Below are 24,621 nucleotides of genomic sequence, written 5' to 3'. Positions count from 1 at the left end.
AATATGAACTCCCTTTCTCCGATCGCACTCTTTGTTTACAATAGACCATTGCATACGGAAGCGACAATCTCGGCGCTTATCAAGAATGAATTTGCAGATCAATCTGAGATTTTCATTTTCTGTGACGGAGCAAGGTCGGAAAAAGATTTTGATAAAGTTTCAGAAGTTAGAAAGATCGTAAAGAATATCAAAGACGGATTTAAGAAAGTGACTGTTTTAGAGAAAGAAAAAAACTTTGGTCTTGCGAATTCCGTGATTTCCGGCGTTACCGAGTTAACAAGAAAATATGGTAAAGTCATTGTGCTAGAAGACGATATGGTGACGTCTCCTTATTTCTTAAGATATCTAAATCAAGCTTTGAACTATTATGAGCATGAGGAGAGGGTCATATCGATACACGGCTACCGCCTACCGTATCGAGGCAATGTTCCTGAAACTTATTTTTTACGTGGAACCGACTGCTGGGGCTGGGCTACGTGGAAACGCGGCTGGGACTTGTTTGAGCCTAATGGCGCGAAATTATTAGCAAGATTAGAGTCTGAAAATTTAACTTATAAATTTGATATGGATGGATCGTTCCCATATTCTCAGATGCTAAGAGATCAAATAAGCGGCAGAAATGATTCATGGGCCATTCGATGGCATGCATCAGGATTTTTATTGAATAAGTTAACTTTATTTCCCGCTCGTTCGTTAGTCCAGAACATCGGATTAGACGCATCCGGTACCCATTGCGAGGTTAGTGACGATTACAATGTGACCCTTAGTTTGATCCCGATAAAAGTCGGTCACATTGAAATTAAAGAGAATAAGTTAGCTAAGAAATTATATCGGAATCATTTTCGACGTCTCAATTATTTAAACTTTAAAAAAAGGATAATAACAAGTGTCTCTAACTGGCTGCGATCTATTATTCGATGTTTTTATAGACTGCATTAATTTTGATTTGTTAAATTGACAGATTCGGTCTTTGATTAGATTAACCTTATTATATTTTCTAAAAAAATGAAATCAAAGCTATTTATCAATTTTAAAATACTTTTAAAGAAAGTTCTCCCCCCCATTATAATTGACATTGTTTTATTTTTACGGAATAGAATTTCTAAACTGTTCAAGAAAAGAAAAGAATCGGCCGACTTGTTAGGTTTTCATGGTATATTCGATACTTGGGACAAAGCTTCAAGATCGTGCGGTTCTTACAACTCGAACATTATTCTGGAGAAATGTAAGCAATCTCTATTAAAGGTTAAAAACGGAGAGGCTGCATACGAAAGAGATTCTGTGCTCTTCGATAAAGTTCAGTATTCTTGGCCGGTATTAGTTGGATTGCTCTATGCGGCTACAAAGCTTGATGGCCGGCTTGATTTAATAGATTTCGGCGGATCCTTGGGAAGCAGTTATTACCAAAATCGTCTTTTTTTAAAAGATCTGAAACATTTAAGCTGGAATATCGTAGAACAGCCGAATTTCGTCGAAGAAGGAAATTTACATTTTAAAAATGAGGTTCTAAATTTTTACGAATCTATCGAGTCTTGCCTCGAAAAGACAAAAGTAAATGTGTTTCTTGCTTCGAGTTCTTTTCCTTATATTCGCGAACCGTTTGAACTTATTAAGAAAATAATCAACTACGGCTTCTCTTACATTATTATCGATCGAACATATTTTATTGATCTTCCTAAATCAATTGTTTCCACCCAAATGGTTTCACCCGAGATCTATGACTCTTCGTATCCTGCATGGTTTTTTAACCTAGCGGAGTTTAGTGCAGCATTTAATGAGAGGTATCGCTTGCTGGTTGAATTTGAGAGCTACTTGCAGGCAACTAATGTTTTGGAGGGTATGGTAACGAAAGAAATGGGAATGATCTTTGAATTAAGGAACTGAAAACTGGTAATGAAGTATCTCTGCACGTTATTCGATTACAATTATTTACCTTTAGGATTGTCTCTTTATTATTCAATTGAGAAAAATTTCGAAAATTTTCATCTTTGGATTCTGGCATTAGATAATGACTGCTTCCGTTTTTTAAATAGCCAAGCTTTGAAGAATGTTACTTTAATCTCTTTAAAGGAAATTGAATCGGAGGACGTACTTGTTGCAAAAGGAAATCGTACTTGGCAGGAGTATTGTTGGACTTTGAGTCCGGTTTTACCATCTTACGTTTTGAAAGAAAATTCAAAAATCGACCATATAACATACTTGGATTCAGATATTTTTTTCTATTCAGATCCGAAGCCTATCTATGATGAGATCGGTGAAAAGTCAATTATGATAATTCCACATAGATTTCCCGATCGCCTAAAACATCTTGAAGCGAACGGTATTTATAATGTTCAGATGGTTTATTTCAAAAGAGACAGAATTGGGGAAAGTTGCTTAGCTAATTGGCGAGCGCAGTGTCTCGAATGGTGTTATTCTAAATTAGAAACAAATCGTTTTGGAGATCAGAAATATTTGGACAATTGGCCTCAAAGCTACGAGAATTTATGCGTCCTAAGCAATGAACAGACGGGTGTGGCTCTATGGAATGTTGAGAAATATAATGTAGCTGAAAAAGATGGTCGTATCTATATAGATAAGTTTCCTCTGATATTTTATCACTTTCATATGTTCAAATTCTATTCGGACGGGGTATATTCTTCCGGGAGCGTGAATTACAATTTAAACTTTTCTGATCTAATGCCAATCTACACAATCTATGTAAATCAGATCGTGTCTCTTACGGCCAAATTTAATCTTAGCTTGAAGAAACTTTCGATTTCTGAGATTTTTACAATGATTGAACGGAAAAATTTTCACTCCGTTTCTATTACGACTCAATTGTTCTGGCAGATACTCCTTGGAGTATTCGTATATCTTAAAAAAATCGGAATATTGGGTCGGAATATTTTAAAAAATTTATTAAAAGACGCAAATACTTGAAACCGTTGGCTTAACGGATTTATATTCTTCCTCCAAACGAATAAATTTGCTTATGAGTTATTGATGATACTTTTCTATGATCCTTGTTTAGATTTAGGTAATGTATTTTTAATAGTAACTTTCTTTAAATGCTGATTTTGCAGGGTTATATTTTTGAATTTATTCGAACAGTCTTTTGATAACGAATCCTGTTTGCCCTTGGAGTTAAGTTATTAGTTCTAATAAAAATCGTCGAATGTTTAGAGAGGAAGTTCGGTTTCGGTTCTTGGTTTCAATCGATTACCCGAAAGAATTTGAAGTGTATTTATAAACGAATTAGTTTAAGATTATCGTACCCGCTCTGCAATTTTCACGATACTTTTTCAAAGGGCTGGCTCGTTTATATTTTGTGAGCGACGAAGACACGTTTTTAGTTCGGAAAGAATTGTAGTCTATAATGACTTCAATGGATATGATCCTCTTTTTTACTTAGATGTCGAGTTTTCGCACTGATAGGAGAGTTGCAGTTTGCTACTTAAATCCGTGTTCCACTATATCGAGGAAGTGTCCTCAATAAGCTATAAATTAAATATCTTTTAAAAAGGCTGTTTCGATGTATTGGTAGTTGCGATATTTTATTGATCTAACTTTTAATAGAAGAAAATACTTTTTAAAAATCGACTTAGGCGAGTAATGATGAATGAAATTCGAGTAAAAAACTCAGGTTATATAATGCTTAAAAAGATCCGTGATGATCGGGACGGAAATCTTATTATTTTAGAGGCGCTTAAAGACGTTCCTTTTGAAATTAAACGAGTTTATTATATTAATAATTTAGAAAACTCGGTAAGCATTAGAGGGTTGCATGCCCATAAGGAAATCGAACAAGCGATCTTCTGTATTAATGGGAGTTTTACTCTCGGGCTTGACGACGGAAATAGTAAGCAAAGAATCCTTATGAATAGCGATAATGTTGGTGTATTATTGGGAAAAATGCTTTGGCATACAATGGAAGATTTTTCTTCTGGATGTGTTTTGTTAGTCGTTGCCTCGGATTACTATCGGGAAGACGATTATATAAGGAAATACTCAGAGTTCATTCAGTTAGTAAACGGAAGAACTATATGATAGATTATGAGAACTTAAAATTTTCAAATTCGATCCATGTTGAAGAATTTAAAGAGAAAATTCTGGAAGTAATCGAGAGTGGTTGGTTTATTTTAGGAAACGAAGTAAAACGATTTGAAGAGACATTTGCTGGATATAACGGCAATAAATATTGTATTGGAGTGGGGAATGGACTTGATGCATTGATTCTTGCTCTGAAGTCATTAAACTTAGAAAAAGACTCGGAAATACTAGTTCCTTCTAATACCTATATAGCTTCCATTTTGGCGATTTTACATGCAGGCTTAATACCGATTTTGGTCGAACCTGATTTGAGAACTTATAATATAGATCCCAATCGACTTGAAGAGAAAATCGGACCTAAAACTAAAGGAATATTAATCGTACATCTGTATGGTAAGCCCTGCGAGATGGATTCTATTTTGCGAATTAAGAAAAATCATAATCTTTTTTTAATTGAAGACTGCGCGCAGTCGCATGGCGCAATGTATAAGGGTAGGAAAACAGGCACCTTCGGCGAAATTAGCGGTTTCAGTTTTTATCCGACTAAGAATCTTGGCGCAATGGGGGATGCTGGTGCTGTCGTTACAGATAGCTTTGATTACGATCAGAGTATCAGAAAGTTGAGAAACTACGGTTCTTCGATTAAGTATCAAAATGATTTAGTCGGTTACAATTCTCGATTAGATGAACTTCAAGCAGCGATTTTAAGCGTTAAGATAAAATATCTGGATGAGTATAATCAACATAAAAGAAACCTTGCGAAAATCTATTTAGAAAATTTAAAAAATGAAATCATTCGACCATTAGTTTCTGATGAAACTTATGATGTTTATCACATATTCAATATTCGGCATGAAAAAAGGGATCTGCTGAGAGAATATCTCTTAAAAAAGGACATTAAAACTGAAATTCATTATCCGGTGCCTCCTCATAAACAGCCGGCGATGAAGGGTTTATTGGATTCCTCGAATGAAACATTCCCGATTTCGGAAGAAATTCATCGTACTACTTTAAGTCTGCCTATATCCACGTTTCACACAGTGGAGCATGTAAATCAAATTGTAGAAGCGATAAATGCGTTTTAGAAAGCAATGTAATTTCTCTTTCAAAATAAAGAATGCGATTAAAGTATTTTTCCTTAAATTCAAATATAAAGAGGAGTATTTTTGAAAGCGATCGATTTATCAATTGTTACTATCAACTATAACAATCTCGCCGGTCTCCGCAGAACATTGGAAAGTGTATTTCTGCAATCAGCTACGAATTTCGAACATATAATAGTAGACGGGCTTTCAACAGATGGGAGCAAGGAATACCTGGAGTCATTTGTGACACCGCGTTTTAAATTTTCGTCCGAAAAGGATGAAGGTATCTATTACGCGCAAAATAAGGGAATTGAAAAATCACAAGGAAAATATATCCTTTTTCTAAATTCTGGAGATACTTTAGCAAATGAGAATACGATAGAAGAAATTTCTTCGTATCAACTCGATAGCGAATTAATTTATGGAGACATGTATATCGAATCTCTCGATAATATCAAGCGGTTAGGTAAGCAACCGAAGAAACTCTCGCTATCGCATCTATTATTGGATACAATTTGGCATCCGGCATGCTTGATAAGAAGAGATTTATTCGAAAAATTTGGCTTGTACAATACGAATTTTAAGATTGTGGCAGACTACGAATTTTGGCTTAGGATATATTCCTCTAAATCAATCACGACAAAGTATATCCCAGTGGTTTTTTCTTCCTTTAATTTAGATGGTATAAGTTCCGATCCGAAAAATAGAACAAAGTTGATTCAAGAAAGAAAAAAATCGCAAGAATTGTATTATACTCGAATAGAACTTTTTTTCTTTCGCGATATTTTAATGTTTTTCGAGAAAGTTCTACTATATGCGAAGCTGATCATGAAAAAATTATTCAACTCGATTTCGAGAAAATAAGTTTAATTCTTAAATACAAATTTTGCGAAGAAGATTATCCTAAGGCATTCGTAATGATTCCCAATACAGAAAAATCCAAACCGTTATTTTCCATCATTATCCCATGCTATAATTACGGTCGATTCCTTGAGGAAACAATTAAGTCAGTTCAGATGCAGACCTATGACAATTGGGAAATCATCCTTGTAGACGATGGCTCAGACGACGAAGAAACCTTAAAAATTCTTAAAAGACTCCCGGATGAAAACTTGCATCTTTCTATCGTGGCAATACCTAGATCCGGTCCGTCTCAGGCGAGAAACATTGGGATTGGAAAAGCTCGAGGAAAATTCATTCTTCCTTTGGATTCCGATGATAAAATCCATCCCGATTATCTGAATGAAGCTCGAGTCGCATTTGAGCGAGATCCCAAAATTGGCATCTTATACTGCGAGGCGGAATTTTTCGGAGGGTTTAGGGGACGATGGGATCTCCCTGATTATCGATTTCCGGATATTCTCCTTGAGAATTGCATTTTTGTTTCGGCTGTTTTTAGAAAATCGGATTGGAAAAAAGTCGGCGGATTTAGCAAAAATACAATGGAGAGTGAATGGGAAGATTTCGATTTCTGGTTAAAATTAATTGAACGAGGATTAAAAGTTTATAAGATTCCGAAGGTTCTTTTTTATTACAGAGTAGGTCATACGTCCAGATCAAGTCGATCCATTCAGAGTTTTTTGCCTTTGCACATGCAGCTTTATGAAAATCATAAGAACCTCTATATTGACAATATTGAAATTCTTTTTCGAAGGCATTTACGAGCTAAAGAATTAGAGGAAACTTTTCTTATTCTTACAAAGCTTCCTGTACTTTTTAAGCTAATTAAAGGATTGTCTATCTCATTGAAATTCTTGTCAGCAATGAAAAGACGTATCGTTAATTTTTCATTTTGAATTGTCTATGTTCCGTTTACCGAATTTTAAGAATAAAAATAAATCCCACTTGTTTGGCGATGACCTAATTAGAGAATATAAAAGTACCCTTCAGAAGGGTTACGGGGAACTTTCTAAAATCGAAATCTTTTTTCAAAAACTACGTTATCTGTCCAGACAGTATCAGTATTTCTTTTTTAGATATTCGACGAAGGACGTCGGATCGGATTCTTTTCTTTATCGCCCTTTGATCAGCATATTAGTACCGGTTTACAACACGCGAATCGAACATCTAAACGCGATGGTCTGCTCGGTGGAATCACAAACCTATAAGAATTGGGAATTGATCTTGCTAGATGACGCATCCCCTGATGAAAGGCCCGGGTTGTATTTAAAAGATAAGGCCGAAAAAAATTCCAAAGTTCGTTACTATCGCTCTGAAAAAAACGGAGGGATCAGCGTTGCGACGCGAAAAGCGCTTGAATATGCATCCGGAGAATACGTCGCTTTTCTGGATCACGATGACCGATTGTCGCAGGAAGCCCTTTCCGTCGTTGTCGAGTCTCTTCAAGATGAAAAAAAACGTCCCGAGTTTTTATACTCCGATGAAATCTTTCAATCTAAAACTCCGGGAGTATTTTCCGTTTCTGCGAAACCGGCCTTTTCCCCTGAAAAATTGATTTCTCACAACTATATCTGTCACTTCGTGGTAGTTTCAAGAATTCTAATAGAGAAGATGGGCGGAATACGAGAAGGTTATGACGGAAGTCAGGACCATGAGTTTGCACTGAGAGCTTCCCGTTCCACGGACCGCATCCAACGACTTCCGTATTTTTTGTATATCTGGCGTTTGCACGGAGAAAGTTTTTCCAGAAAAAAAGCGGAAGTCTGTGAAAGAAGTTCCCAAAAAGCAATTTTGGAACACTATGGAAAAAGAAACGAAATCGTTGAAAAAATCGTTCCGGGTTATTATCCTTTTACCTATCATACGATTCGAAAATTAAAGAAAGTTCCTTCCGTTACAATTTACGTTTTAGGTTCCAATCTCGGTCTGGATTCTCTTTATACCAAAATTTTATATCTGATTGAAACGACTTCGAACGTAAGAATGCACTTTGTATTCGGTCTCGCCGGAAAAGATTCGGATATCGTTTCGACTTGGAAGCTTCCGAAGGACGTTACGCTTCATTGCGAAAAGACTTCGTATGAAATTCTGAATTCGAAAGAGATCAATCGTATCGTTGCGGATACAAAAACGGAGTTTATTTTTTTCTGGAATCCTATTCTCATTCCTCAAGGAGAGAACTGGCTCTATGAATTATTGCAGCACGCCGAATCCGGCGGAGTCGGCGCCGTTTCTCCTGTGGTCGTTGATTCGAAAAAGGAACTTCTTTATTCTTCTTTGATCTTTGGTAAAAACGGTTTTATTGGAATCACCGGAAACCGACTTTCTCCGAATCAGGCGAGGATTTGGTCCGGAGAATGGATTGAAAAAAACGTTTCCGCACTTTCAAAAAATCTTCTTCTGATATCTCGAAAGAATTGGGATTTAGTTCAGGGATTGGACGAGTCTTTTCAAAATTATTATTGGGACGTGGATCTTTCGATTCGACTGAGAGAAGAAGGATTGAGATTGGTAAGCAATCCATTCTCAGAATTCCTAAACGAATCGAGTTGGGATTGTTTTTTAGAATTCAATCCGAATTCTTCCGTTGCGAAAAATGATCGGAAGAATTTATGGAAGAAGTGGGGCTCGATCTTGGAAGAGGACGACTTTTATTCTCCGCACCTGGATCAAGTAGGAGGGGATCGTCTCCCGAAAGGTATTTGTCATGATTTTTCAAAGTGGTTGTGGAGACGAAGATGGTTTTTCTAATGGACCCGAGGAGAAGAAGTTTCCGTTCTTAAATTTCAATTTCTCTCGACGACGTCGAATAAATTGTGATCGCGATGAACGAAATCTAAAAATCTTTGGTTATCATAAGAATAGATTTTAGAATTTTCGGTTTGGATTCCAGTGAACAATATGCAATTTAAAAGATTTTCTATCGAAGGCCCCGTTCTGATCGAACCGAAGGTTTATGGAGACGAGAGAGGCTTTTTTTTTGAGTCTTTCAAAAAATCGGCTTTTGAAAACGAAAACATTCCCACTGATTTTCAACAGGACAATCATTCTCGTTCAGCGAAAGGGGTTCTACGCGGAATGCACTTTCAAATTCCTCCTTTCGAACAGGGAAAACTTGTACGAGTCGTTCGAGGTAGAGTCATCGACGTTATCATAGACATCCGCAAAAATTCGCCAACTTTCGGTCAGTGGATTTCCGCGGATCTATCTGAGGAAAATAAAAACATTTTTTGGGTTCCACCGGGGTTTGCACACGGGTTTATTACCCTGGAAGATAATTCCGATTTTCTCTATAAAGTAACGCAAGAATACAATCCTCAAAAAGAAATAGGAATCCGCTGGGACGATCCGGACATCGGAATTCCTTGGAGGAATTGGCTTCCTGACGCGGATTTTATCATTTCAAAAAGGGACAAGGAAACCCCTTTGTTAAACGATTTCCTAACTCCATTCGTATATTAGAATATGATATTTTACTCAGGTAAAAACGGGCAGCTCGGTTGGGAATTGTCCAAAAGACTCGAATCAAACGGTTTTTCTTCGAAAGGATTTGGAAGGGAAGAATGGGATCTTTCCGATTTGGATGTGATCGATTCGATTCTTTCTCAAAATCCGAAGGTGTTTGTTCACTGCGGCGCTTATACCGCAGTAGACAAGGCCGAATCGGAGAGAGATCTGGCTTTTCAGATTAACTCTTTAGCGGTTAAAAAAATTTCGGAAGAATGTTTTAAAAGAAAAATTCATTTGATTCATATCTCTACCGATTTTGTTTTCGACGCTAACTCTGAAACCGTAGATGATACGATCCGCTTTTGGAAGACGAATTCTCCTCTTTCGCCGAAAGGTGTTTACGGTGTTTCTAAAGCCGAAGGAGAAACTTGGATTCGCCGGACGTTTCAAGATTCTTTTTATGCAAACATAGTCCGGACGAGTTGGGTTTATTCTTCACATGGGAGTAATTTTCCGAAGACGATTCTGAAACTTTTAGGAGATCCAAATCGAGCCGAATTGAAAGTCATTGAGGATCAACTTGGTAGGCCGACCTGGGCGGGAAGACTTGCGGACTTTATAATATTCTTAATCCGGGAAAAGTTAAAAGGAAACACCTTTCCTCAAACACTGCATTTTTCCAATTCGGGAGTCGCAAGCTGGTTTGATTTTGCCGTCTCTGTGAGAGATTTGGGTCGTTCCCTTTTTCTTTTTGATAACAAGAAACCCGTTTTTCCGATTCCTACCGAACAGTATCCGACGCCGGCGCCTAGGCCGCGTTATTCTATTTTGGATTTAGAAGAAACAAGAAATCTATTCGGACCGATCCCTCATTGGAGAGAAGACCTGGAACTTTGTCTTCAAGAGTTCGTCCCAAGTTCTGGAAATAAATTATGAAAAATATCTTAGTCACGGGCGGGGCCGGTTTTATTGGTTCCAACTTCGTTCATCAGATTTTGGAAGAAACGAAGGATTTTCACGTTTTCGTTTTGGATAAGCTGACCTATGCAGGGAATCTAAAAAGTTTGGATCGGTGGAAAAACGACGACAGATTTACGTTTATCAAAGCGGATATAGCCGTTAAGGAAGAAGTTTTTTCAGTTTTCGAAAAACATTCTTTTGATTTTGTCGCTCATTTTGCCGCGGAAAGTCATGTGGACCGTTCGATCTTAGGACCGGAAGAATTTATCAAAACGAACGTCCTCGGTACGTTTTATCTTTTGGACGCAGCTAGACTACAATGGAAAGAGGAGTTTGAAGGAAAGAAATTCCTCCACGTTTCCACGGACGAAGTATTTGGCACGTTAGGCGAAACCGGTTTTTTCACCGAAGAAACACCCTACGCGCCAAATTCTCCGTACTCTGCATCCAAGGCCGGTTCCGATCATATCGTTCGTTCCTACTTTCATACATACGGTCTGCCTGTAGTAACGACCAACTGTTCCAATAATTACGGACCCTATCATTTTCCCGAAAAATTAATTCCACTTATGATTTTAAACTGTCTTCATTCCAAGCCGTTGCCGGTTTACGGAGACGGAAAGAATATTCGAGATTGGTTATATGTCAAGGATCACTGTTACGCTCTCAGTGCTGCGCTTTTTGACGGTGTTCCCGGCGAGACTTACAACATCGGAACACGGAACGAGAAAAAAAACATCGATATCGTTCATTCTATTTGTTCGATTATGGACGAACTACATCCTTCGGGAGCGCCCCATTCCAAGCTGATTCAATACGTAAAAGATAGGCCTGGACATGATTTTCGTTACGCGATCGATCCTTCGAAAATTGAAAAAGATCTCGGATGGAAACCGAAGTTCAGTTTTGAATCCGCGCTTCGGGAGACGATTCAATGGTATTTGAACAATGAGTCCTGGTGGAAAGAAATTCTTTCCGGTGAATATAAAGAATACTATCAAAATCAATACGAGACACGTTAAATGAAATCTAGAAAAGGAATCATTCTCGCGGGCGGATCGGGCACAAGACTTTATCCGGTCACTCATGTCATTTCAAAACAACTTCTTCCGGTTTATGATAAACCGATGATCTACTATCCTCTCACAACCTTGATGTTGGCGGGGATAAGGGAAATTCTAATCATATCGACTCCGCAAGCGACACCGATGTATCGAGAACTTTTGGGGGATGGGAAACGTTGGGGGTTGGAAATCGAATATGCGGTTCAGCCGGATCCCGGCGGACTCGCGCAGGCCTATCTGATCGGCGAAAATTTTGTAAACGGTCATCCCTCCGTTTTGATTCTGGGGGACAATATTTATTTCGGTCATGAACTCTCCGAACTCTTAGGAGACGCATCCAAAAAGGAATCCGGATCCACCGTATTTGCCTATCCGGTCCAAGATCCTGAAAGATACGGAGTGGTGGAGTTCGACGCGGATCGTAGAGCGATTTCGATAGAAGAAAAGCCGGCAAAACCTAAGTCAAGTTATGCGGTCACGGGTTTGTATTTTTACGACGAGCAAGTTGTAGACATCGCGAAATCCATCAAACCTTCTCCAAGAGGAGAATTGGAAATCACGGATGTGAATCGAGTCTATCTCGAAAAAGGATCGTTGAACGTTCAGGTGATGGGACGCGGTTATGCGTGGCTCGATACGGGAACTCACGAATCTCTTTTGGAGGCTTCCGTTTTTATCGAGACGATCGAAAAACGTCAGGGTTTAAAGGTAGCTTGTCCGGAAGAAATCGCTTTTCGAAAAGGGTTTATCACAGCTTCGCAGTTGGAGGCATTGATTGAGCCTCTAAAAAAGAACGGCTACGGACAATATTTGATCAAAATTCTCAACGAAAAATTCTACTGAATGCTTTTTGAGATCTGTAAGAACAAGAGAATCTCTAAAGTTTCCCTAAAAGCTCGGATAGAATTCGGATCGTTCGATTCTTTTTTTCCGCGTTGTTCATTTTATGACCTCTTATAATATTCTAACGATCACTTACAATTCCGAAAGGTATATCGAAGCTCTGGATCAGTCCATGCAACTTCCTCCCAATTGGAACTGGGTGATCTGGGACAACCACTCCCGGGATAATACCGCACAAGTTCTTTCGGGCATTGCAAAAAAGAAACAAAGGATCGTTCATATACACCATCGTAACCTCGGATTTGCGGGAGGAAATAACGAAGCGAGTAAGATTGCTCCGAAATCGGATTGGATTCTTCTCATCAACCCGGACGCGAGATTGAACTCCGATTTTTTCAAACAGTGCGAAACCACTTTGGAATCGAGAGGGAATGAATATTCTATTTTTTCCTTTTTGATGTTAAAAGAAAACCAAGGTGAGATCGTCGACGGAGCGGGGGACGTCTATCACGTTTCTGGCGCCGCTTGGAGAAGGGGTTATAAACAAAAACTTTCGAAAGAATATTTAACGGAAGAAGAAATCTTTTCCGCATGCGGCGGAGCGATGGCAATCAAAACGGATCTCTGGGAAAAACTCGGAGGATTTGATTCCGATTTTTTTTGTTATATGGAAGATGTGGACCTAAGTTTTAGGGCGAGACTTATCGGTGAGAGAGTTCTTTTTACGCCGAATATAAAAGTCTTTCATCACGGATTCGGATCCACAAAGGAAAGAAGTTCTTTTTCCTTGTATTACGGTTTACGAAATGCTTTGATCGTCTATTGGAAGAACATGCCCTTATGGTTCGCGTTTCGATTTGCGTTTCATCATTTCCTTTTTTTCTCGATCAGTATTTTCTTTCATTCCTTGTTTACGAGTCCTAAGATTCTACTCGTTCCTTTCGCTTTTTTACGATATCTTCCCGGGCTCATCGCAAAACGAATTCGTTTTCATAAGAATCGAATCGTTAAGTCGAGTAAACTTCTTCGTTGGATGAGTCGAGGCCCGTTGGCTCCTTTCCGCAAAAAATAATATGCAAAAATCGTTTTCTCCGATTGCAATCATCGTAACTTTTAATCCGGAACTTCCATCCACTCTTGAGAATATTCAAAATTTAAACGCAAAGAACGTTCCTGTTCTCGTCGTAGACAATCATTCGAAAAATATCGAGAAGATTCGCTCGCAAATTCAAAAGCCGAATCTTTTGATTGAAAACAAAAACAATCTTGGGCTTGGATACGCTCTCAACAGAGGAATTGAATACGCAAAGAAGAATTCTTATTCGCACGTTTGGCTCTTTGATCAGGATAGCCTTCTAGAAATCCAAGCGATCGAAACGTTTCTACAAATCGTAAGTAGGGATGAGAATCAAACGATCCGTGGAAAAAAAATTGGATCCTATGGACCGAATATCTTTGATACAATCAAAAATCGTAATATTTATGGAATTGAGAATGGAAAAGGCCTTTTAGAAAATTCGTTTCTCATTACTTCGGGGAGTTTTTATCCGCTCAGAGTCTTGGAAGACGTAGGGCTCATCAATGAAGATTTTTTTATCGATTACCTGGATTACGAATGGTGCTTTCGAGCGGCTCACAAAGGTTATGTTCACTGCGTAGTATGCGATGCAAGGATGAAACATTCGATCGGGAATCAGTCCAGAAAAATCTTAGGTTTATTTTCTATTTCGATCCATTCTCCCTTTCGTTGGTATTTTTTGTTTCGAAACGGTCTTCTCATCTGTAAGATGTCGCATATTCCATTTCGCTTTAAATTGGAGGTGCTTTTTAAAACGGGTCTTCGTTTTTGGATTCTCCCTTTTTTATCCGACTCTATCTTACAAACGTATCGCCATATTTTTCGGGGAATCTTTGACGGAATCACCGGCAAAGAATCCGCCTTTTTTAAAAAACTCGTTTCAAGGAATTAGAATCTGAACAAGGATCCCATTTTGATTTCCGGACTTACCGTTTCCATCGTAATCTATAAACCGAACTTGGACGTCTTGAGGGAATCTTTGGATACTCTCCTGGAGTCGTTTTTTTTTCAGACTTCCAAAGGATCCGAAAGATTAGAATTCCATCTGGATCTCATAGACAATTCTCCGCAGCGCGTGGAAGGCGCCGTCAATATTTTAGAATTGCTTCGCTCTAAAGCCGAACTCCAAAAAACAAAACTCAATTGTCGATATCTTCATTTTCCGGAAAACCCGGGTTATGGAGCGGCTAACAATCGTTCCATCTTAGAATCGAAAACGAAGTTCCATCTTGTTTTGAATCCGGACATCAAGATGATTCCCGAAACGATCGAACTTTGTGTTCGTTATTTGAATGAAAATCCAGGCTGCGACGCGGTGGTTCCTGCGGTTTTGGATTGGGAAAGTTTTAGAAAAGCGCCGAACTTTAAAGAACTGCAATTTTTAGTGAAGTCGTATCCGACCGTCTTTGTTTTATTTTTGCGATCGTTCGCCCCCGGTTTTTTAAGGAGAATTTTTTCTGATAGTTTGGACTCTTATGATCTGAAAGAAAAGGATTGGAGCTTGACTCAACGTTCGGTTCCGTTGGTGAGCGGTTGTTTTATCTTTGCAAAAACGGATTCTCTTCAAAAAATCAACGGTTTTGACGAATCGTTTTTTTTATATTTCGAAGATTTCGATTTATCCATGCGTTTGAATCGAAAAGATTATTTTCCGGACGTGAGGATTTATCACAAAGGAGGGAACTCTTCTAAAAAAGGTTTTCTGCATATTCGACTTTTTGTAACTTCTGCGTTCCGTTTTTTTCAGAAGTTCGGTTGGAAATGGCTTTGAACGAATTCGAAATCTTTTTTGAATTCCCGAGGAAACATTTATGAAACAAAAACCTGTATCGATTCTTTTGATGCTCGTCTGTTTAGGTTTTTTGTTTTTTGTTCAGATATCGCTCGGGATTCCGTTTTCGGTTTCCGTGATGATCAGCATCTTTACTCTTGCGGCTCTTTTTTGGGTCACTGAGCCGATTCCAGGATACGCGACTTCCATCTTAATTCTTTTTTTAGAAATCATCTTCTTTGCAAATCCGCTCGACCTTCTGCTTTTCAAACTTCCTCAAGCTAAGAATCCGCTGCCTTCCGTTTTTTTGTCCGCGATTGCGGATTCTTCGATCATTCTTTTTTTGGGAGGTTTTGTACTCGCTAAGGCCTGCGTAAAAACCGGGTTGGATCGTTTTCTTGCCAACCGTGTGATCGGAAAGTTCGGAACGAAGAGCGATCAGGTTCTTCTCGGTTTTATGTTTACTACCGGTTTTATTTCGATGTGGATGAGTAACACCGCTACTACGTCGATGATGATTGCACTGTCGTTTCCTCTCTTTCAGGTTTTACCGGAAAAGGAACCGTTTCGTAAGGCGCTTCTTTTAGGAATTCCTTTCGCCGCGAATATAGGAGGAGTGGGAACTCCGATCGGTTCACCGCCGAATATCATCGCGATGAGTCTTTTGAAACAGCAAGGAATTTCCGTTTCCTTTGGCGTTTGGATGCTTTTTGCAGTTCCATTAGTCGTCATTCTCATTCTTTTTGCGTGGTTTCTACTTTTGAAACTTTTTCCGGAGAACGGGGCCTTGGAACTAGCGGTCGAGTTTCCGGAACCGGATGGAGGAACCGCTACGTTTTCATTTCGAGTTACGGCGATTGTTTTTTTGGGAACCGTGATTCTTTGGTTTACCGAAAATATACACGGGATTCCCGCCGGTGTTGTGGCGCTCTTACCCTTGATTCTTTTTCCCGCCCTGGGAATTTTAAACGAGAAGGATATCAACTCTTTGGATTGGTCAGTTCTTCTTCTGATCGCAGGTGGGATCGCGATCGGCGTGGGTTTGCAACAGAGCGGGATGAGTTTTTGGTTTTCAGAAATTCTTAAGCCCATTACAAAACCGGAATATGCGGTCAGCGCATTGTTTCTTCTTTGTATTCTTTCTCTTCTACTGAGTACTTTTATGTCGAATACGGCCGCGACCAATCTTTTGGTTCCGTTTGCGTTCCCACTTTCCGTCATCATACTTCCGGGATCACAGGCTTATCTTTTGGAGGTCTGTCTCGGAATCGCGTTGTCGGCTTCTCTTGCGATGTCGCTTCCTGTAAGCACTCCTCCCAATGCGATCGCCTACGCAGTCGGAGGTTTTGAAATCAGAGATATGATCAAGGCTGGATTGCCGGTAGGGCTTTTCGGTTTGCTCTTGACTTTGATCGGTTATTTTATATTTCTCTAATGTATCTATTTCCTCGTTAAAGTTTCTCTCACCAATCGCGACGTCCGTCGCATTCCTCTTCACCCGTCTTGACTCTTTGATTTTAATTTCAAAATAAATTTTTAGTATATTCGATAAAATTTTACTTGTGGAAAACCATATTTATGGCACCATAAATATGTGAAAACTACCTTGGAAATCCCTGACACTCTCTATAAACAGGCCAAAATCAAGGCCGCGGAACGAGGCGTTTCGATGAGGGTCTTAATCATTACCGCATTGGAACACAACTTGAAAATGGAAGAAGAATACGCCAGAATCAAGGCTGCGGAAAAATTTGAATCCAATCGATATGGATGGCCGGTACTTCCAAAACAAAAAGGGCTTAAGGTCACAAACGAATTGATCAACCGACTCAAAGAGGAGGAAGGTTAGCAGTGGCTTATCTTTTGGGCGTGAACGTTTTGATCGCTCTCAGCGATGCAAATCATACCTTTCACGAGACGGCTTGGAGTTGGTTTGATCAAAAGTCGAGAAGGGGTTGGGCTACTTGTCCCATTACTCAGAACGCGCTTGTAAGAATTCTGAGCAACACGTCTTATCCTGGGAGTCCGGGAGGAGTCGAAGTGGTTTCTGAAATTCTTCATTCTCTTTTAAAAGTAAAAGGCCATAAGTTTGTTCCCGATAATATCTCCATCAATTCTCCTTCTTTGTTTTTGAAATTCGGATTCGTAAGTTCGAAACAACTAACGGACGTTTATCTTTTGGCTTTGAGCGTTCATCATAAATTGAAGTTCGCCACCTTCGATTCTAAGATTCCGTTTCGCGCCGTTGAAAGCGGAAAGGATCATCTCGAACTCATTGTCGCTTAATATTCGATGAAAGAATATTTTAAGGATTTACCCGTTTTATTTTTTAAGGATCCGAAAGAATGGGAGCGATGGTTGAAGAAAAATCATTCCGACGCAACTCCAATCTGGATCAAACTCGCAAAGAAAGAATCTAAAATTATTTCTTTGTGTTATGCGGATGCTCTGGACGTCGCGCTTTGTTACGGTTGGATCGATAGTCAAAAGCAAAAATTCGACGATTCTTTTTGGTTGCAGAAGTTCAGTATTCGAGGTCCGAAAAGTATTTGGTCCAAGATCAATCGAGAGAAAACGAAAGTTCTGATAAAAGACGGGAAAATGAAGCCGGCCGGGCTCAAAGCAATCGAAGCTGCAAAGAAAGACGGCCGCTGGGATGCAGCCTACGATTCTCAGAGTAAGATCGAGGTTCCGAAGGATTTTGAAAATCTCCTCAAACAAAATCCGGTTGCGAAGAATTTTTTTGAAAGTTTAGATTCGGCGAATCGGTATGCGATTTTGTTTCGGCTTCATCATTCGAAAAAAGAGGAAACAAGAATAAAGAAGATTGGGGAGTGGATCGAAATGTGGAATCGGAAAAAGACGATTCTCAATCCTTCGAAAAAATAAATCTATTTCCGGGATTCACTTCGGAAAAATTCGATAGAGATATCGCAAAATTTGAATCATCCTTTTTTGTTTTGTAGCTATTTTTTTTACAAAGATCTCAGAGAAAACGTTTTTTGAAAACGGATCTTTGGGTTCCAATCGTCGAATTGCGATTAATTCGTTCTTTGGGAATTCTTTTTACGGTTCGATTCAAAAGGCCGATTTCTAACACGAAAACCTCGGCTTTTGAGATACGATTTGAAGTCGGCGGTTTGGAAAGGGGTGCGATTGGACTCGAATTGTCTTTGTTTTTAAGCAAAAACTTAAAATCAAAAGCGGTCTCGGTTTCGTTTTTGAGAGCCCTTGGGGTTAGGACGTATTCCAAAGAGTCGGTTTTTTCATCGAAAGGATGTTTCTTTTAAAAAATTCTTCTCTTAAAAAAACTTTTTGGATTTCCATCTCATCTCATTTCGATTCTTAAAAAAAGATCTTTCCAAACTCGGGCAAAAGGAATAATTTACATTCAGTGTCTTTTTTCATTTTTCAGATCCGAAAACTTTTTATTTCCTCCCTCTTTTTGTTTTTCTTTTCCTGTCTTCTTCCGGAGACAATGGACTCCATCTCAAAAGAAGAAACTCCGGAATCTCCTTCCGCGCTCTCTATTCTCCAAGACAAACTCGATTCCGTTTTGCATCCGGAGCACAACCGAGATCCGGAACTTCTCAAGGTTCTCGCGGGCGGAGACGTTATGTTCAATTGGGGAATTCGAGATACGATTCAGAAACACGGGGAGATCGCTCCGGTGGAAGGTCTAAAGACTTTGTTCGGAGAAGCGGATTTCAGAATGGTCAATCTGGAAACTCCGGTGGTCGCTTCCAAAACCGAAGAATCCAAAAAAGCTTATATCTTTACGGCCCATGAAAGAGATATGGAATCCCTCAAGTTTTTGGGTGTGGATCTCGTCTTCTTGGGAAACAATCATTCCTTCGATCACGGGCCGAAGGGTATGGTTGAAACCTTATCTATATTAAAGAAAAATAATATTCTAAACGTCGGCGCCGGAAAAAAAATGCCCGAAGTTTTCGGGCCCTTGAGCCTGAGTCTAAAAGGAACCGATCTTAGAATCCATTCCGTCACTGCGATCGCTGAGTCCGCGCACTATGCAACCGCCGTTAAGGCCGGGGTCGCTCCCTTTTTACTTCCTTCTCTCCAAGCCTCCTTTTTTGAAAGAAGGGCAACAAGGTCGAATGCCGCCCCTCCCGTTAGAATCGTTTCTCTTCACTGGGGAGTGGAATATTCTCCTTTTCCGACCGAGGATCAAAGAAAGATCGCCCACGCGCTCATCGATTCGGGGGTGAAGGTCGTGATTGGTCACCATCCTCATATTCCACAAGGGATCGAGGTCTACAGAGGAGGGGTGATTCTCTATTCTCTGGGCAATCTCATTTTTGGAAGTAGGAACTCTTACCTAAACCACAATCTGATCGCGATTCTTCATATCCGAAAGAATGTTTTGGAAATGGTCGAACTCGTCCCGATTTTCGGGAAATTCCAAAAGGAAGATCATAAGATCCGACCGGTCCTCGGAAAAGAGGCGAGGGAGTTCCTCCAAGAGATCGCGGTTCTCTCCGGGGAACTTGGGACGGAACTCCGCGTGGAAGAAGAAAGAGCATTTCTCGACCTTCGACCGAATTCCCCCTTGACCCCGGGCTCTAAACGCAAAAAATAGGATAAATTATCGGTTCTTCTGCTCGTCGCGTTCCGCAGGCGGGCTTTAACCATAGGGGAAACAATTGAGAAACTACGAACTCACCACCATCACACGTGTGAGCTCTCGGGAAGTTGCAAAAACTGAGGTTCAAGAAACCTTAGGTAAGCATTCCGTTAGCATCACTTCCGACGAAGATTGGGGCCAAAGAAAACTCTGGCATCCGATCAAACACGAAGAGCAGGGCATCTTCCATCACTACAAGTGTAGCGCTTCTCCGGAAGCGATCGCAAAAGTGGAAAAGGATTTTCTAATCAACCAGAACATTCTTCGTTCCATGGTTGTCCGCCTCAATGGCTAATGATATCAATAGAGTGACTCTGGTCGGCCGCCTAACGCGGGACCCTGAGTTCAAATCGATCAACGGGACTTCTCTTGTAAACTTCTCACTGGCCAACGGCCGGACCTATGTGTCTAACGGTGAGAAGAGAGAAGAGTCTCATTTCTTCGATTGTGAAGTCTGGGGAAAACCGGCTGATATCATTCAACAGTATTGCAAAAAAGGCAAACAGATAGCGATTGAAGGACGACTGAAGCAGGACACTTGGGAAACTCCCGAAGGAAAAAAAGCGTCTCGTATCCGGATCGTAGTGGAGAATTTCCAACTACTAGGTTCGAGAGACGATTCTTCTTCCTCTCCAAGGGAATCATCCTCTTCTTCCGGAGGAAATTCTTATCCATCCTCTCCGGAATACTACAGCCCTGCACCGGATGGTGACGACGACATACCGTTTTAATGAGGAACACTTATGAGTGAGAATGAAGTAAAAGAAGAACGATCTGAAAGATCGGAACACAGTAGCGAATCTTCCGGTGAAATGGAAGGAAAGCCACAGAGAAAACAGAATAAATACAAGAAGAAGGTTTGCCGTTTTACTGCGGACCCGGAACTTGCAAAACAAATCAATTATAAGAATATTGAACTCTTAGAAAGATTTATCACGAACCGTGGTAAAATCATTCCGAGAAGAATCACAGGAACCAGCGCTCGTTACCAAAGAGTTCTCGCCCGTGAAATCCGCAAAGCAAGAAGCATCGGTCTTCTTCCTTACAAGGTTAACTGAGGTACCAACATGAGAGTGATCTTACAAAAAGACGTTATCAATCTCGGGGACGCAGGCGACCTGAAAGAAGTTGCGGACGGTTACGCAAGAAATTTCCTTTTCCCTAAAAAACTCGCGGTTCGCGCGAACGAAGGAAACACAAAAGCGGCTCTTCACCAAAAGAAACTGGGCGAGCTCAAACGTGAAAAACGCAAAAAAGCGATGGAAGGTTTTTCCTCCAATGTCAACGGCAAGGAATACGAAATCGTAGTCAAAACCGGCGGCGGGGATAAACTCTTCGGAGCGGTGACTCCTATGGACGTAGCTTCCCTTTTGAAAAAAGATGGAATCGAACTCGATAAGAGAAAAATCGAGATCGCGGAGCCTATCCGCAGTCTGGGATCTTACAAGATCAAAATTCGCCTTGCAGAAGGAATCCAGCCTGTCATTACGCTTCACGTAAAAAAAGAAGAAGAGTAATCCTTCTTTAAAAGGGACGATGCAGTCCGACTCTTTATACGAACCGGAATCCGAAAGAGCCTTCTTAGGATTCCTTCTTCTCAAAGGAGCGGACAACCTCATCGATGTTCCCGTTGCTCCGGAAGACTTTTATGTGGATCTTCACAGACGAGTCTACCGGGCGATTACGGATCTCGTTGATAAAAGAATCACGATCGATCCCGTTTCGGTCCTCAACTTTCTCAAAGAAAATTCACTTCTCAAAGACGAAGAAAAAGAATTCAATTATATCTATTCCCTCTATCGGGATACGGTGGTTACACAACCGCTTCCATACTACGCGACTCGGATCAAACGATTCTCGGAGCGGAGAATGTATGCGAAGATTCTCCAGGATTCTCTCGAACTCATTCGAAAAGAACCCGGAGACAACGAATCCGTTTTCAATACGGTAGAAAAAAATCTCACCGAAATTTCCAGAAGTATAGACGCCAAGGGTTTGTTGCCCGTGTCTTCGGACAAGGTAGCTCTTTCCGATTACATCATGGAAATCATGAAGAATCGGGGACAGATCACCGGTCTTCGAACCAACTTTACGAAGTTAGACGAGGCGACCTCCGGCTTAAAAGAACACGAGCTTATGATTCTCGCGGCTCGTCCCGGTAACGGTAAAACTACGTTCGCCCTGAACATCGCGTCTAACGTGGCTCTCGTTTACAATCAGCCCGTGGTCATCTTTTCTTTGGAGATGAGCCGGATCGAACTCCTTCTCAAAATGGTCTGCGCGGATTCTCAAGTGGAATCCATGAAGCTCAAAAAATCCGAACTCACTCGGGCTGACGCTCCCAAACTTTTGGAATCGATCGTTCGTGTCACCTCGGCGCCGATCTATATCGACGACTCGGGCGGTTTGACCATCGACGACTTTAAAGGTCGAGTGCGGAAACTTCTGACCACCGAAAAAATCGGTCTGATCGTCGTGGATTATCTCCAGCTCATGAGCGATCCCAAAAGTAAGGACGGAGGTCGTCAACAAGAGGTATCCTCGATTTCTCGTTCCCTCAAGCAGATGGCGAAAGAAGCGAGATGTCCGATCATCGCGCTTTCTCAGATGTCTCGGGCTGTGGAGCAGAGGTCCAAGGATCAAAAACCGCAACTTTCCGACTTACGGGAGTCGGGCGCGATCGAGCAGGATGCCGACATCGTCTCCTTTATCTACCGAGAAGAGAAGGTAAAGGCCGACGACGAGATCACTCCCGAGATGCGGGGAAAGGCCGAGATCATCATCGCAAAGAATCGTTCGGGGCCTATCGGTTCTTTTCATCTTGCCTTCCGGCCCGAGCTTAGCAGATTTGATAATATAGATTAGTTCTTATCTCATTCGATCAATACAACAGGAAATAGAAATCATTGGAACACTGGATTCAGGAAAATTATAACAAACGCTCTTGGGCGGGAGAATTGAACGAGTCTCTGGAAGGTAAAAAAATCGTTCTCTACGGCTGGTCGTTTCGATTCCGCGATCAGGGCGGGGTGATCTTCATCGATCTTCGGGACAGAACCGGGATCATTCAAGTTGTAGCTCGCAAAGAACTCTTAGGAGACGCCTTCACCCTTGCGGAAAAGGTTCGTTCCGAATACGTGATCGCGGTGGAAGGAACTCTCAAAAAAAGGGACGCAGAATCCATCAATCCGAGAATGCCTACCGGAACGATCGAAGTCGTTTTGGATAAATTATCGATTTTGAATGCAGCCAAAACTCCTCCATTCTCCTTGGATGAATTTGACGATATCTCCGAAGAACTCAGACTCAAATACAGATATCTCGATTTCCGAAGGGAAGAATTGAAGAATCGTATGCTCAAACGTCACGAGTTCGTATTCGCAATTCGTAATTATCTCAACAAACGCAAGTTTGTCGAAATCGAAACTCCGATCCTAAACAAATCCACTCCGGAAGGAGCGAGAGACTTTCTTGTTCCTTCCCGTCTCAATCCGAATCAGTTCTATGCGCTTCCTCAGTCTCCTCAGATCTTCAAACAGATCCTGATGGTCGGCGGAATGGAACGTTACTTTCAGATCGTAAAATGTTTTCGAGACGAAGACTTGCGCGCCGATAGACAACCCGAGTTCACTCAGCTCGACATGGAATTCTCCTTCGTGAGTCAGGAAGAAATTCTCGCGGAGATGGAAGGTCTGATCTCGAACGTTTATAAAGAAGTTTTTAATATTCAGCTTTCGACTCCTTTTCCAAGAATGACTTACAAAACCGCGATGGAAGAATACGGTTCCGATAAGCCGGATCTTCGTTTTGGTATGAAGCTCGTAAACGTTTCCGAGATCGTAAAGGACTGCGACTTCAACGTATTCTCCGGAGCCGTAAAAGGCGGAGGGACCGTAAAGGTCGTTTGTGTTCCGGGTGGTTCTACGATCTCCAGAAAAGAAATCGAAGACTACACCGCGTGGTTGAACCGAGACTACAAAGCCAAAGGCCTCGCCTACATGAAACACGGCGCGGAAGGTTTGGAGTCTACGATCACAAAACGTTTTAAAAAGGAAGAATTGGAAGCGATTTCCAAAGCCTGCGGTTCGAAAGAAGGGGACATGCTTTTTTTCGGAGCCGACGAATCCGATATCGTCAATCATTCGTTAGGCGCTCTTCGTTTGAAACTTTCGGAAAGATTTGAAACTCCGAAAGAAGGGGATATCAACATCACTTGGATCGTGGATTTTCCTATGTTCGAATGGAACAAGGACCACAAACGTTGGGACGCATTGCATCACCCGTTTACTTCTCCTTCGGATGAGAGTATTCCCTATTTTGAATCTATGGAAACGCTTCAGAAGAATGCGGGCAACGCGACCGCAAAGGCTTACGACCTCGTGATGAACGGCGTCGAAATCGGAGGCGGTTCGATCCGGATCCATTCTCGAGACGTTCAAAATCAAGTGTTTCGCGTTCTCGGAATCGAAGAGGAAGAGGCGAAGGAAAAATTCGGATTTTTACTCGAAGCCCTCGAATACGGGGCTCCACCTCACGGCGGTTTGGCGTTCGGAGTCGATCGGATTCTAATGCTTCTCACCGGCGGAAAATCGATCCGTGACGTCATTGCTTTCCCGAAAACACAAAAAGGACTTTGTTTGATGAGCGAATGCCCTTCTCCTGTGGAAGAAAAACAACTCCAGGAATTGAAGATCAAACTGGTTAAGGTATAAACTTATTTCCTTGCGCAAAGAACAGTTCAACTTTGAAAACCAAGACCTCTATCGGAAGATCTGCGGGATCAACGACGAAGGGGT

Annotated in this window: 27 protein-coding genes; all 27 read left to right on the top strand. The window is 41.0% G+C overall.

Annotated elements, in window-relative coordinates:
- Positions 1-3: 3 nt before the first annotated feature.
- On the top strand, positions 4-939 hold the full coding sequence (locus JWG45_RS08960; RefSeq protein WP_205279418.1) for a glycosyltransferase family protein: 936 nt from the start codon (positions 4-6) through the stop codon (positions 937-939).
- A 66-nt stretch (positions 940-1,005) separates the two neighbouring features.
- Positions 1,006-1,884, top strand: coding sequence for a methyltransferase, TIGR04325 family (locus tag JWG45_RS08955; RefSeq protein WP_205279417.1), 879 nt, complete (start codon positions 1,006-1,008; stop codon positions 1,882-1,884).
- Between the two features lie 9 nt (positions 1,885-1,893).
- The gene (locus JWG45_RS08950) at positions 1,894-2,922 is read left to right on the top strand and encodes a glycosyl transferase (protein ID WP_205279416.1); all 1,029 of its coding nucleotides are present in this window, start codon (positions 1,894-1,896) and stop codon (positions 2,920-2,922) included.
- Positions 2,923-3,597: 675 nt separating this feature from the next.
- A complete protein-coding gene (locus JWG45_RS08945; protein ID WP_205279523.1) occupies positions 3,598-4,029 on the top strand; it encodes a sugar 3,4-ketoisomerase in 432 nt (143 codons plus the stop codon).
- Positions 4,026-5,117, top strand: a complete 1,092-nt coding sequence (locus JWG45_RS08940) for a DegT/DnrJ/EryC1/StrS family aminotransferase (RefSeq protein ID WP_205279415.1) — start codon at positions 4,026-4,028, stop codon at positions 5,115-5,117. The genes JWG45_RS08945 and JWG45_RS08940 overlap by 4 nt, the downstream gene beginning before the upstream one ends.
- 81 nt (positions 5,118-5,198) lie before the next feature.
- Entirely contained in the window at positions 5,199-5,981 is a 783-nt protein-coding gene (locus JWG45_RS08935) for a glycosyltransferase family 2 protein (RefSeq protein ID WP_205279414.1), read from the top strand.
- 53 nt (positions 5,982-6,034) lie between these two features.
- The gene (locus JWG45_RS08930) at positions 6,035-6,913 is read left to right on the top strand and encodes a glycosyltransferase (protein ID WP_205279413.1); all 879 of its coding nucleotides are present in this window, start codon (positions 6,035-6,037) and stop codon (positions 6,911-6,913) included.
- Between the two features lie 7 nt (positions 6,914-6,920).
- Positions 6,921-8,768: a glycosyltransferase family 2 protein gene (locus JWG45_RS08925; RefSeq protein ID WP_205279412.1), complete on the top strand. Its 1,848-nt coding sequence runs from the start codon at positions 6,921-6,923 to the stop codon at positions 8,766-8,768.
- 150 nt (positions 8,769-8,918) lie between these two features.
- A complete protein-coding gene (rfbC, locus tag JWG45_RS08920; protein ID WP_205279411.1) occupies positions 8,919-9,479 on the top strand; it encodes a dTDP-4-dehydrorhamnose 3,5-epimerase in 561 nt (186 codons plus the stop codon).
- A 3-nt stretch (positions 9,480-9,482) separates the two neighbouring features.
- On the top strand, positions 9,483-10,403 hold the full coding sequence (gene rfbD, locus JWG45_RS08915) for a dTDP-4-dehydrorhamnose reductase (protein WP_205279410.1): 921 nt from the start codon (positions 9,483-9,485) through the stop codon (positions 10,401-10,403).
- The gene (gene rfbB, locus JWG45_RS08910; RefSeq protein WP_205279409.1) at positions 10,400-11,449 is read left to right on the top strand and encodes a dTDP-glucose 4,6-dehydratase; all 1,050 of its coding nucleotides are present in this window, start codon (positions 10,400-10,402) and stop codon (positions 11,447-11,449) included. Before rfbD ends, rfbB begins: the two co-directional genes overlap by 4 nt.
- Positions 11,450-12,334, top strand: a complete 885-nt coding sequence (rfbA, locus tag JWG45_RS08905) for a glucose-1-phosphate thymidylyltransferase RfbA (RefSeq protein ID WP_205279408.1) — start codon at positions 11,450-11,452, stop codon at positions 12,332-12,334. It abuts the gene before it with no gap.
- A 103-nt stretch (positions 12,335-12,437) separates the two neighbouring features.
- Positions 12,438-13,406, top strand: coding sequence for a glycosyltransferase family 2 protein (locus JWG45_RS08900; RefSeq protein ID WP_205279407.1), 969 nt, complete (start codon positions 12,438-12,440; stop codon positions 13,404-13,406).
- Between the two features lies 1 nt (position 13,407).
- The gene (locus JWG45_RS08895; RefSeq protein ID WP_205279406.1) at positions 13,408-14,304 is read left to right on the top strand and encodes a glycosyltransferase family 2 protein; all 897 of its coding nucleotides are present in this window, start codon (positions 13,408-13,410) and stop codon (positions 14,302-14,304) included.
- A 21-nt stretch (positions 14,305-14,325) separates the two neighbouring features.
- On the top strand, positions 14,326-15,183 hold the full coding sequence (locus tag JWG45_RS08890; protein WP_205279405.1) for a glycosyltransferase: 858 nt from the start codon (positions 14,326-14,328) through the stop codon (positions 15,181-15,183).
- A 40-nt stretch (positions 15,184-15,223) separates the two neighbouring features.
- Complete coding sequence (locus tag JWG45_RS08885; protein ID WP_205279404.1) at positions 15,224-16,618, top strand: DASS family sodium-coupled anion symporter; 1,395 nt, start codon at positions 15,224-15,226, stop codon at positions 16,616-16,618.
- 159 nt (positions 16,619-16,777) lie between these two features.
- On the top strand, positions 16,778-17,032 hold the full coding sequence (locus JWG45_RS08880; RefSeq protein WP_205279403.1) for an antitoxin: 255 nt from the start codon (positions 16,778-16,780) through the stop codon (positions 17,030-17,032).
- Between the two features lie 2 nt (positions 17,033-17,034).
- Entirely contained in the window at positions 17,035-17,469 is a 435-nt protein-coding gene (locus JWG45_RS08875; RefSeq protein ID WP_205279402.1) for a TA system VapC family ribonuclease toxin, read from the top strand.
- Between the two features lie 6 nt (positions 17,470-17,475).
- Positions 17,476-18,072 (top strand): YdeI/OmpD-associated family protein, encoded by a 597-nt coding sequence (locus tag JWG45_RS08870; protein WP_205279401.1) that lies wholly within the window; start codon positions 17,476-17,478, stop codon positions 18,070-18,072.
- A 113-nt stretch (positions 18,073-18,185) separates the two neighbouring features.
- Positions 18,186-18,473, top strand: a complete 288-nt coding sequence (locus JWG45_RS08865) for a hypothetical protein (RefSeq protein ID WP_205279400.1) — start codon at positions 18,186-18,188, stop codon at positions 18,471-18,473.
- Positions 18,474-18,577: 104 nt separating this feature from the next.
- Positions 18,578-19,780, top strand: a complete 1,203-nt coding sequence (locus tag JWG45_RS08860; RefSeq protein WP_332476410.1) for a CapA family protein — start codon at positions 18,578-18,580, stop codon at positions 19,778-19,780.
- A gap of 64 nt (positions 19,781-19,844) precedes the next feature.
- Positions 19,845-20,120, top strand: a complete 276-nt coding sequence (rpsF, locus tag JWG45_RS08855) for a 30S ribosomal protein S6 (protein WP_069606967.1) — start codon at positions 19,845-19,847, stop codon at positions 20,118-20,120.
- The gene (locus JWG45_RS08850; protein WP_069606968.1) at positions 20,113-20,556 is read left to right on the top strand and encodes a single-stranded DNA-binding protein; all 444 of its coding nucleotides are present in this window, start codon (positions 20,113-20,115) and stop codon (positions 20,554-20,556) included. The genes rpsF and JWG45_RS08850 overlap by 8 nt, the downstream gene beginning before the upstream one ends.
- A 12-nt stretch (positions 20,557-20,568) precedes the next feature.
- On the top strand, positions 20,569-20,883 hold the full coding sequence (rpsR, locus tag JWG45_RS08845) for a 30S ribosomal protein S18 (protein ID WP_205279399.1): 315 nt from the start codon (positions 20,569-20,571) through the stop codon (positions 20,881-20,883).
- A 9-nt stretch (positions 20,884-20,892) separates the two neighbouring features.
- A complete protein-coding gene (rplI, locus tag JWG45_RS08840) occupies positions 20,893-21,342 on the top strand; it encodes a 50S ribosomal protein L9 (RefSeq protein ID WP_118981950.1) in 450 nt (149 codons plus the stop codon).
- 19 nt (positions 21,343-21,361) lie between these two features.
- Positions 21,362-22,690 (top strand): replicative DNA helicase, encoded by a 1,329-nt coding sequence (dnaB, locus tag JWG45_RS08835; protein WP_069606971.1) that lies wholly within the window; start codon positions 21,362-21,364, stop codon positions 22,688-22,690.
- Between the two features lie 41 nt (positions 22,691-22,731).
- Positions 22,732-24,537: an aspartate--tRNA ligase gene (gene aspS / locus JWG45_RS08830; protein ID WP_205279398.1), complete on the top strand. Its 1,806-nt coding sequence runs from the start codon at positions 22,732-22,734 to the stop codon at positions 24,535-24,537.
- The last annotated feature ends 84 nt before the right edge of the window (positions 24,538-24,621 follow it).

The sequence above is a fragment of the Leptospira ainlahdjerensis genome, from assembly GCF_016919175.1.
Lineage (GTDB): Bacteria > Spirochaetota > Leptospiria > Leptospirales > Leptospiraceae > Leptospira > Leptospira ainlahdjerensis.
This window is presented reverse-complemented; position numbering and strand designations above follow the sequence as displayed.

What these genes read in the sequence shown, in the direction of transcription:
- JWG45_RS08960 (WP_205279418.1), top strand. Translation starts at nt 4, where the DNA reads ATGAACTCCCTTTCTCCGATCGCACTCTTTGTTTACAATAGACCATTG.
- JWG45_RS08955 (WP_205279417.1), top strand. Translation starts at nt 1,006, where the DNA reads ATGAAATCAAAGCTATTTATCAATTTTAAAATACTTTTAAAGAAAGTT.
- JWG45_RS08950 (WP_205279416.1), top strand. Translation starts at nt 1,894, where the DNA reads ATGAAGTATCTCTGCACGTTATTCGATTACAATTATTTACCTTTAGGA.
- JWG45_RS08945 (WP_205279523.1), top strand. Translation starts at nt 3,598, where the DNA reads ATGAATGAAATTCGAGTAAAAAACTCAGGTTATATAATGCTTAAAAAG.
- JWG45_RS08940 (WP_205279415.1), top strand. Translation starts at nt 4,026, where the DNA reads ATGATAGATTATGAGAACTTAAAATTTTCAAATTCGATCCATGTTGAA.
- JWG45_RS08930 (WP_205279413.1), top strand. Translation starts at nt 6,035, where the DNA reads ATGATTCCCAATACAGAAAAATCCAAACCGTTATTTTCCATCATTATC.
- JWG45_RS08925 (WP_205279412.1), top strand. Translation starts at nt 6,921, where the DNA reads ATGTTCCGTTTACCGAATTTTAAGAATAAAAATAAATCCCACTTGTTT.
- rfbC (WP_205279411.1), top strand. Translation starts at nt 8,919, where the DNA reads ATGCAATTTAAAAGATTTTCTATCGAAGGCCCCGTTCTGATCGAACCG.
- rfbD (WP_205279410.1), top strand. Translation starts at nt 9,483, where the DNA reads ATGATATTTTACTCAGGTAAAAACGGGCAGCTCGGTTGGGAATTGTCC.
- rfbB (WP_205279409.1), top strand. Translation starts at nt 10,400, where the DNA reads ATGAAAAATATCTTAGTCACGGGCGGGGCCGGTTTTATTGGTTCCAAC.
- rfbA (WP_205279408.1), top strand. Translation starts at nt 11,450, where the DNA reads ATGAAATCTAGAAAAGGAATCATTCTCGCGGGCGGATCGGGCACAAGA.
- JWG45_RS08900 (WP_205279407.1), top strand. Translation starts at nt 12,438, where the DNA reads ATGACCTCTTATAATATTCTAACGATCACTTACAATTCCGAAAGGTAT.
- JWG45_RS08895 (WP_205279406.1), top strand. Translation starts at nt 13,408, where the DNA reads ATGCAAAAATCGTTTTCTCCGATTGCAATCATCGTAACTTTTAATCCG.
- JWG45_RS08885 (WP_205279404.1), top strand. Translation starts at nt 15,224, where the DNA reads ATGAAACAAAAACCTGTATCGATTCTTTTGATGCTCGTCTGTTTAGGT.
- JWG45_RS08870 (WP_205279401.1), top strand. Translation starts at nt 17,476, where the DNA reads ATGAAAGAATATTTTAAGGATTTACCCGTTTTATTTTTTAAGGATCCG.
- JWG45_RS08850 (WP_069606968.1), top strand. Translation starts at nt 20,113, where the DNA reads ATGGCTAATGATATCAATAGAGTGACTCTGGTCGGCCGCCTAACGCGG.
- rpsR (WP_205279399.1), top strand. Translation starts at nt 20,569, where the DNA reads ATGAGTGAGAATGAAGTAAAAGAAGAACGATCTGAAAGATCGGAACAC.
- rplI (WP_118981950.1), top strand. Translation starts at nt 20,893, where the DNA reads ATGAGAGTGATCTTACAAAAAGACGTTATCAATCTCGGGGACGCAGGC.
- dnaB (WP_069606971.1), top strand. Translation starts at nt 21,362, where the DNA reads ATGCAGTCCGACTCTTTATACGAACCGGAATCCGAAAGAGCCTTCTTA.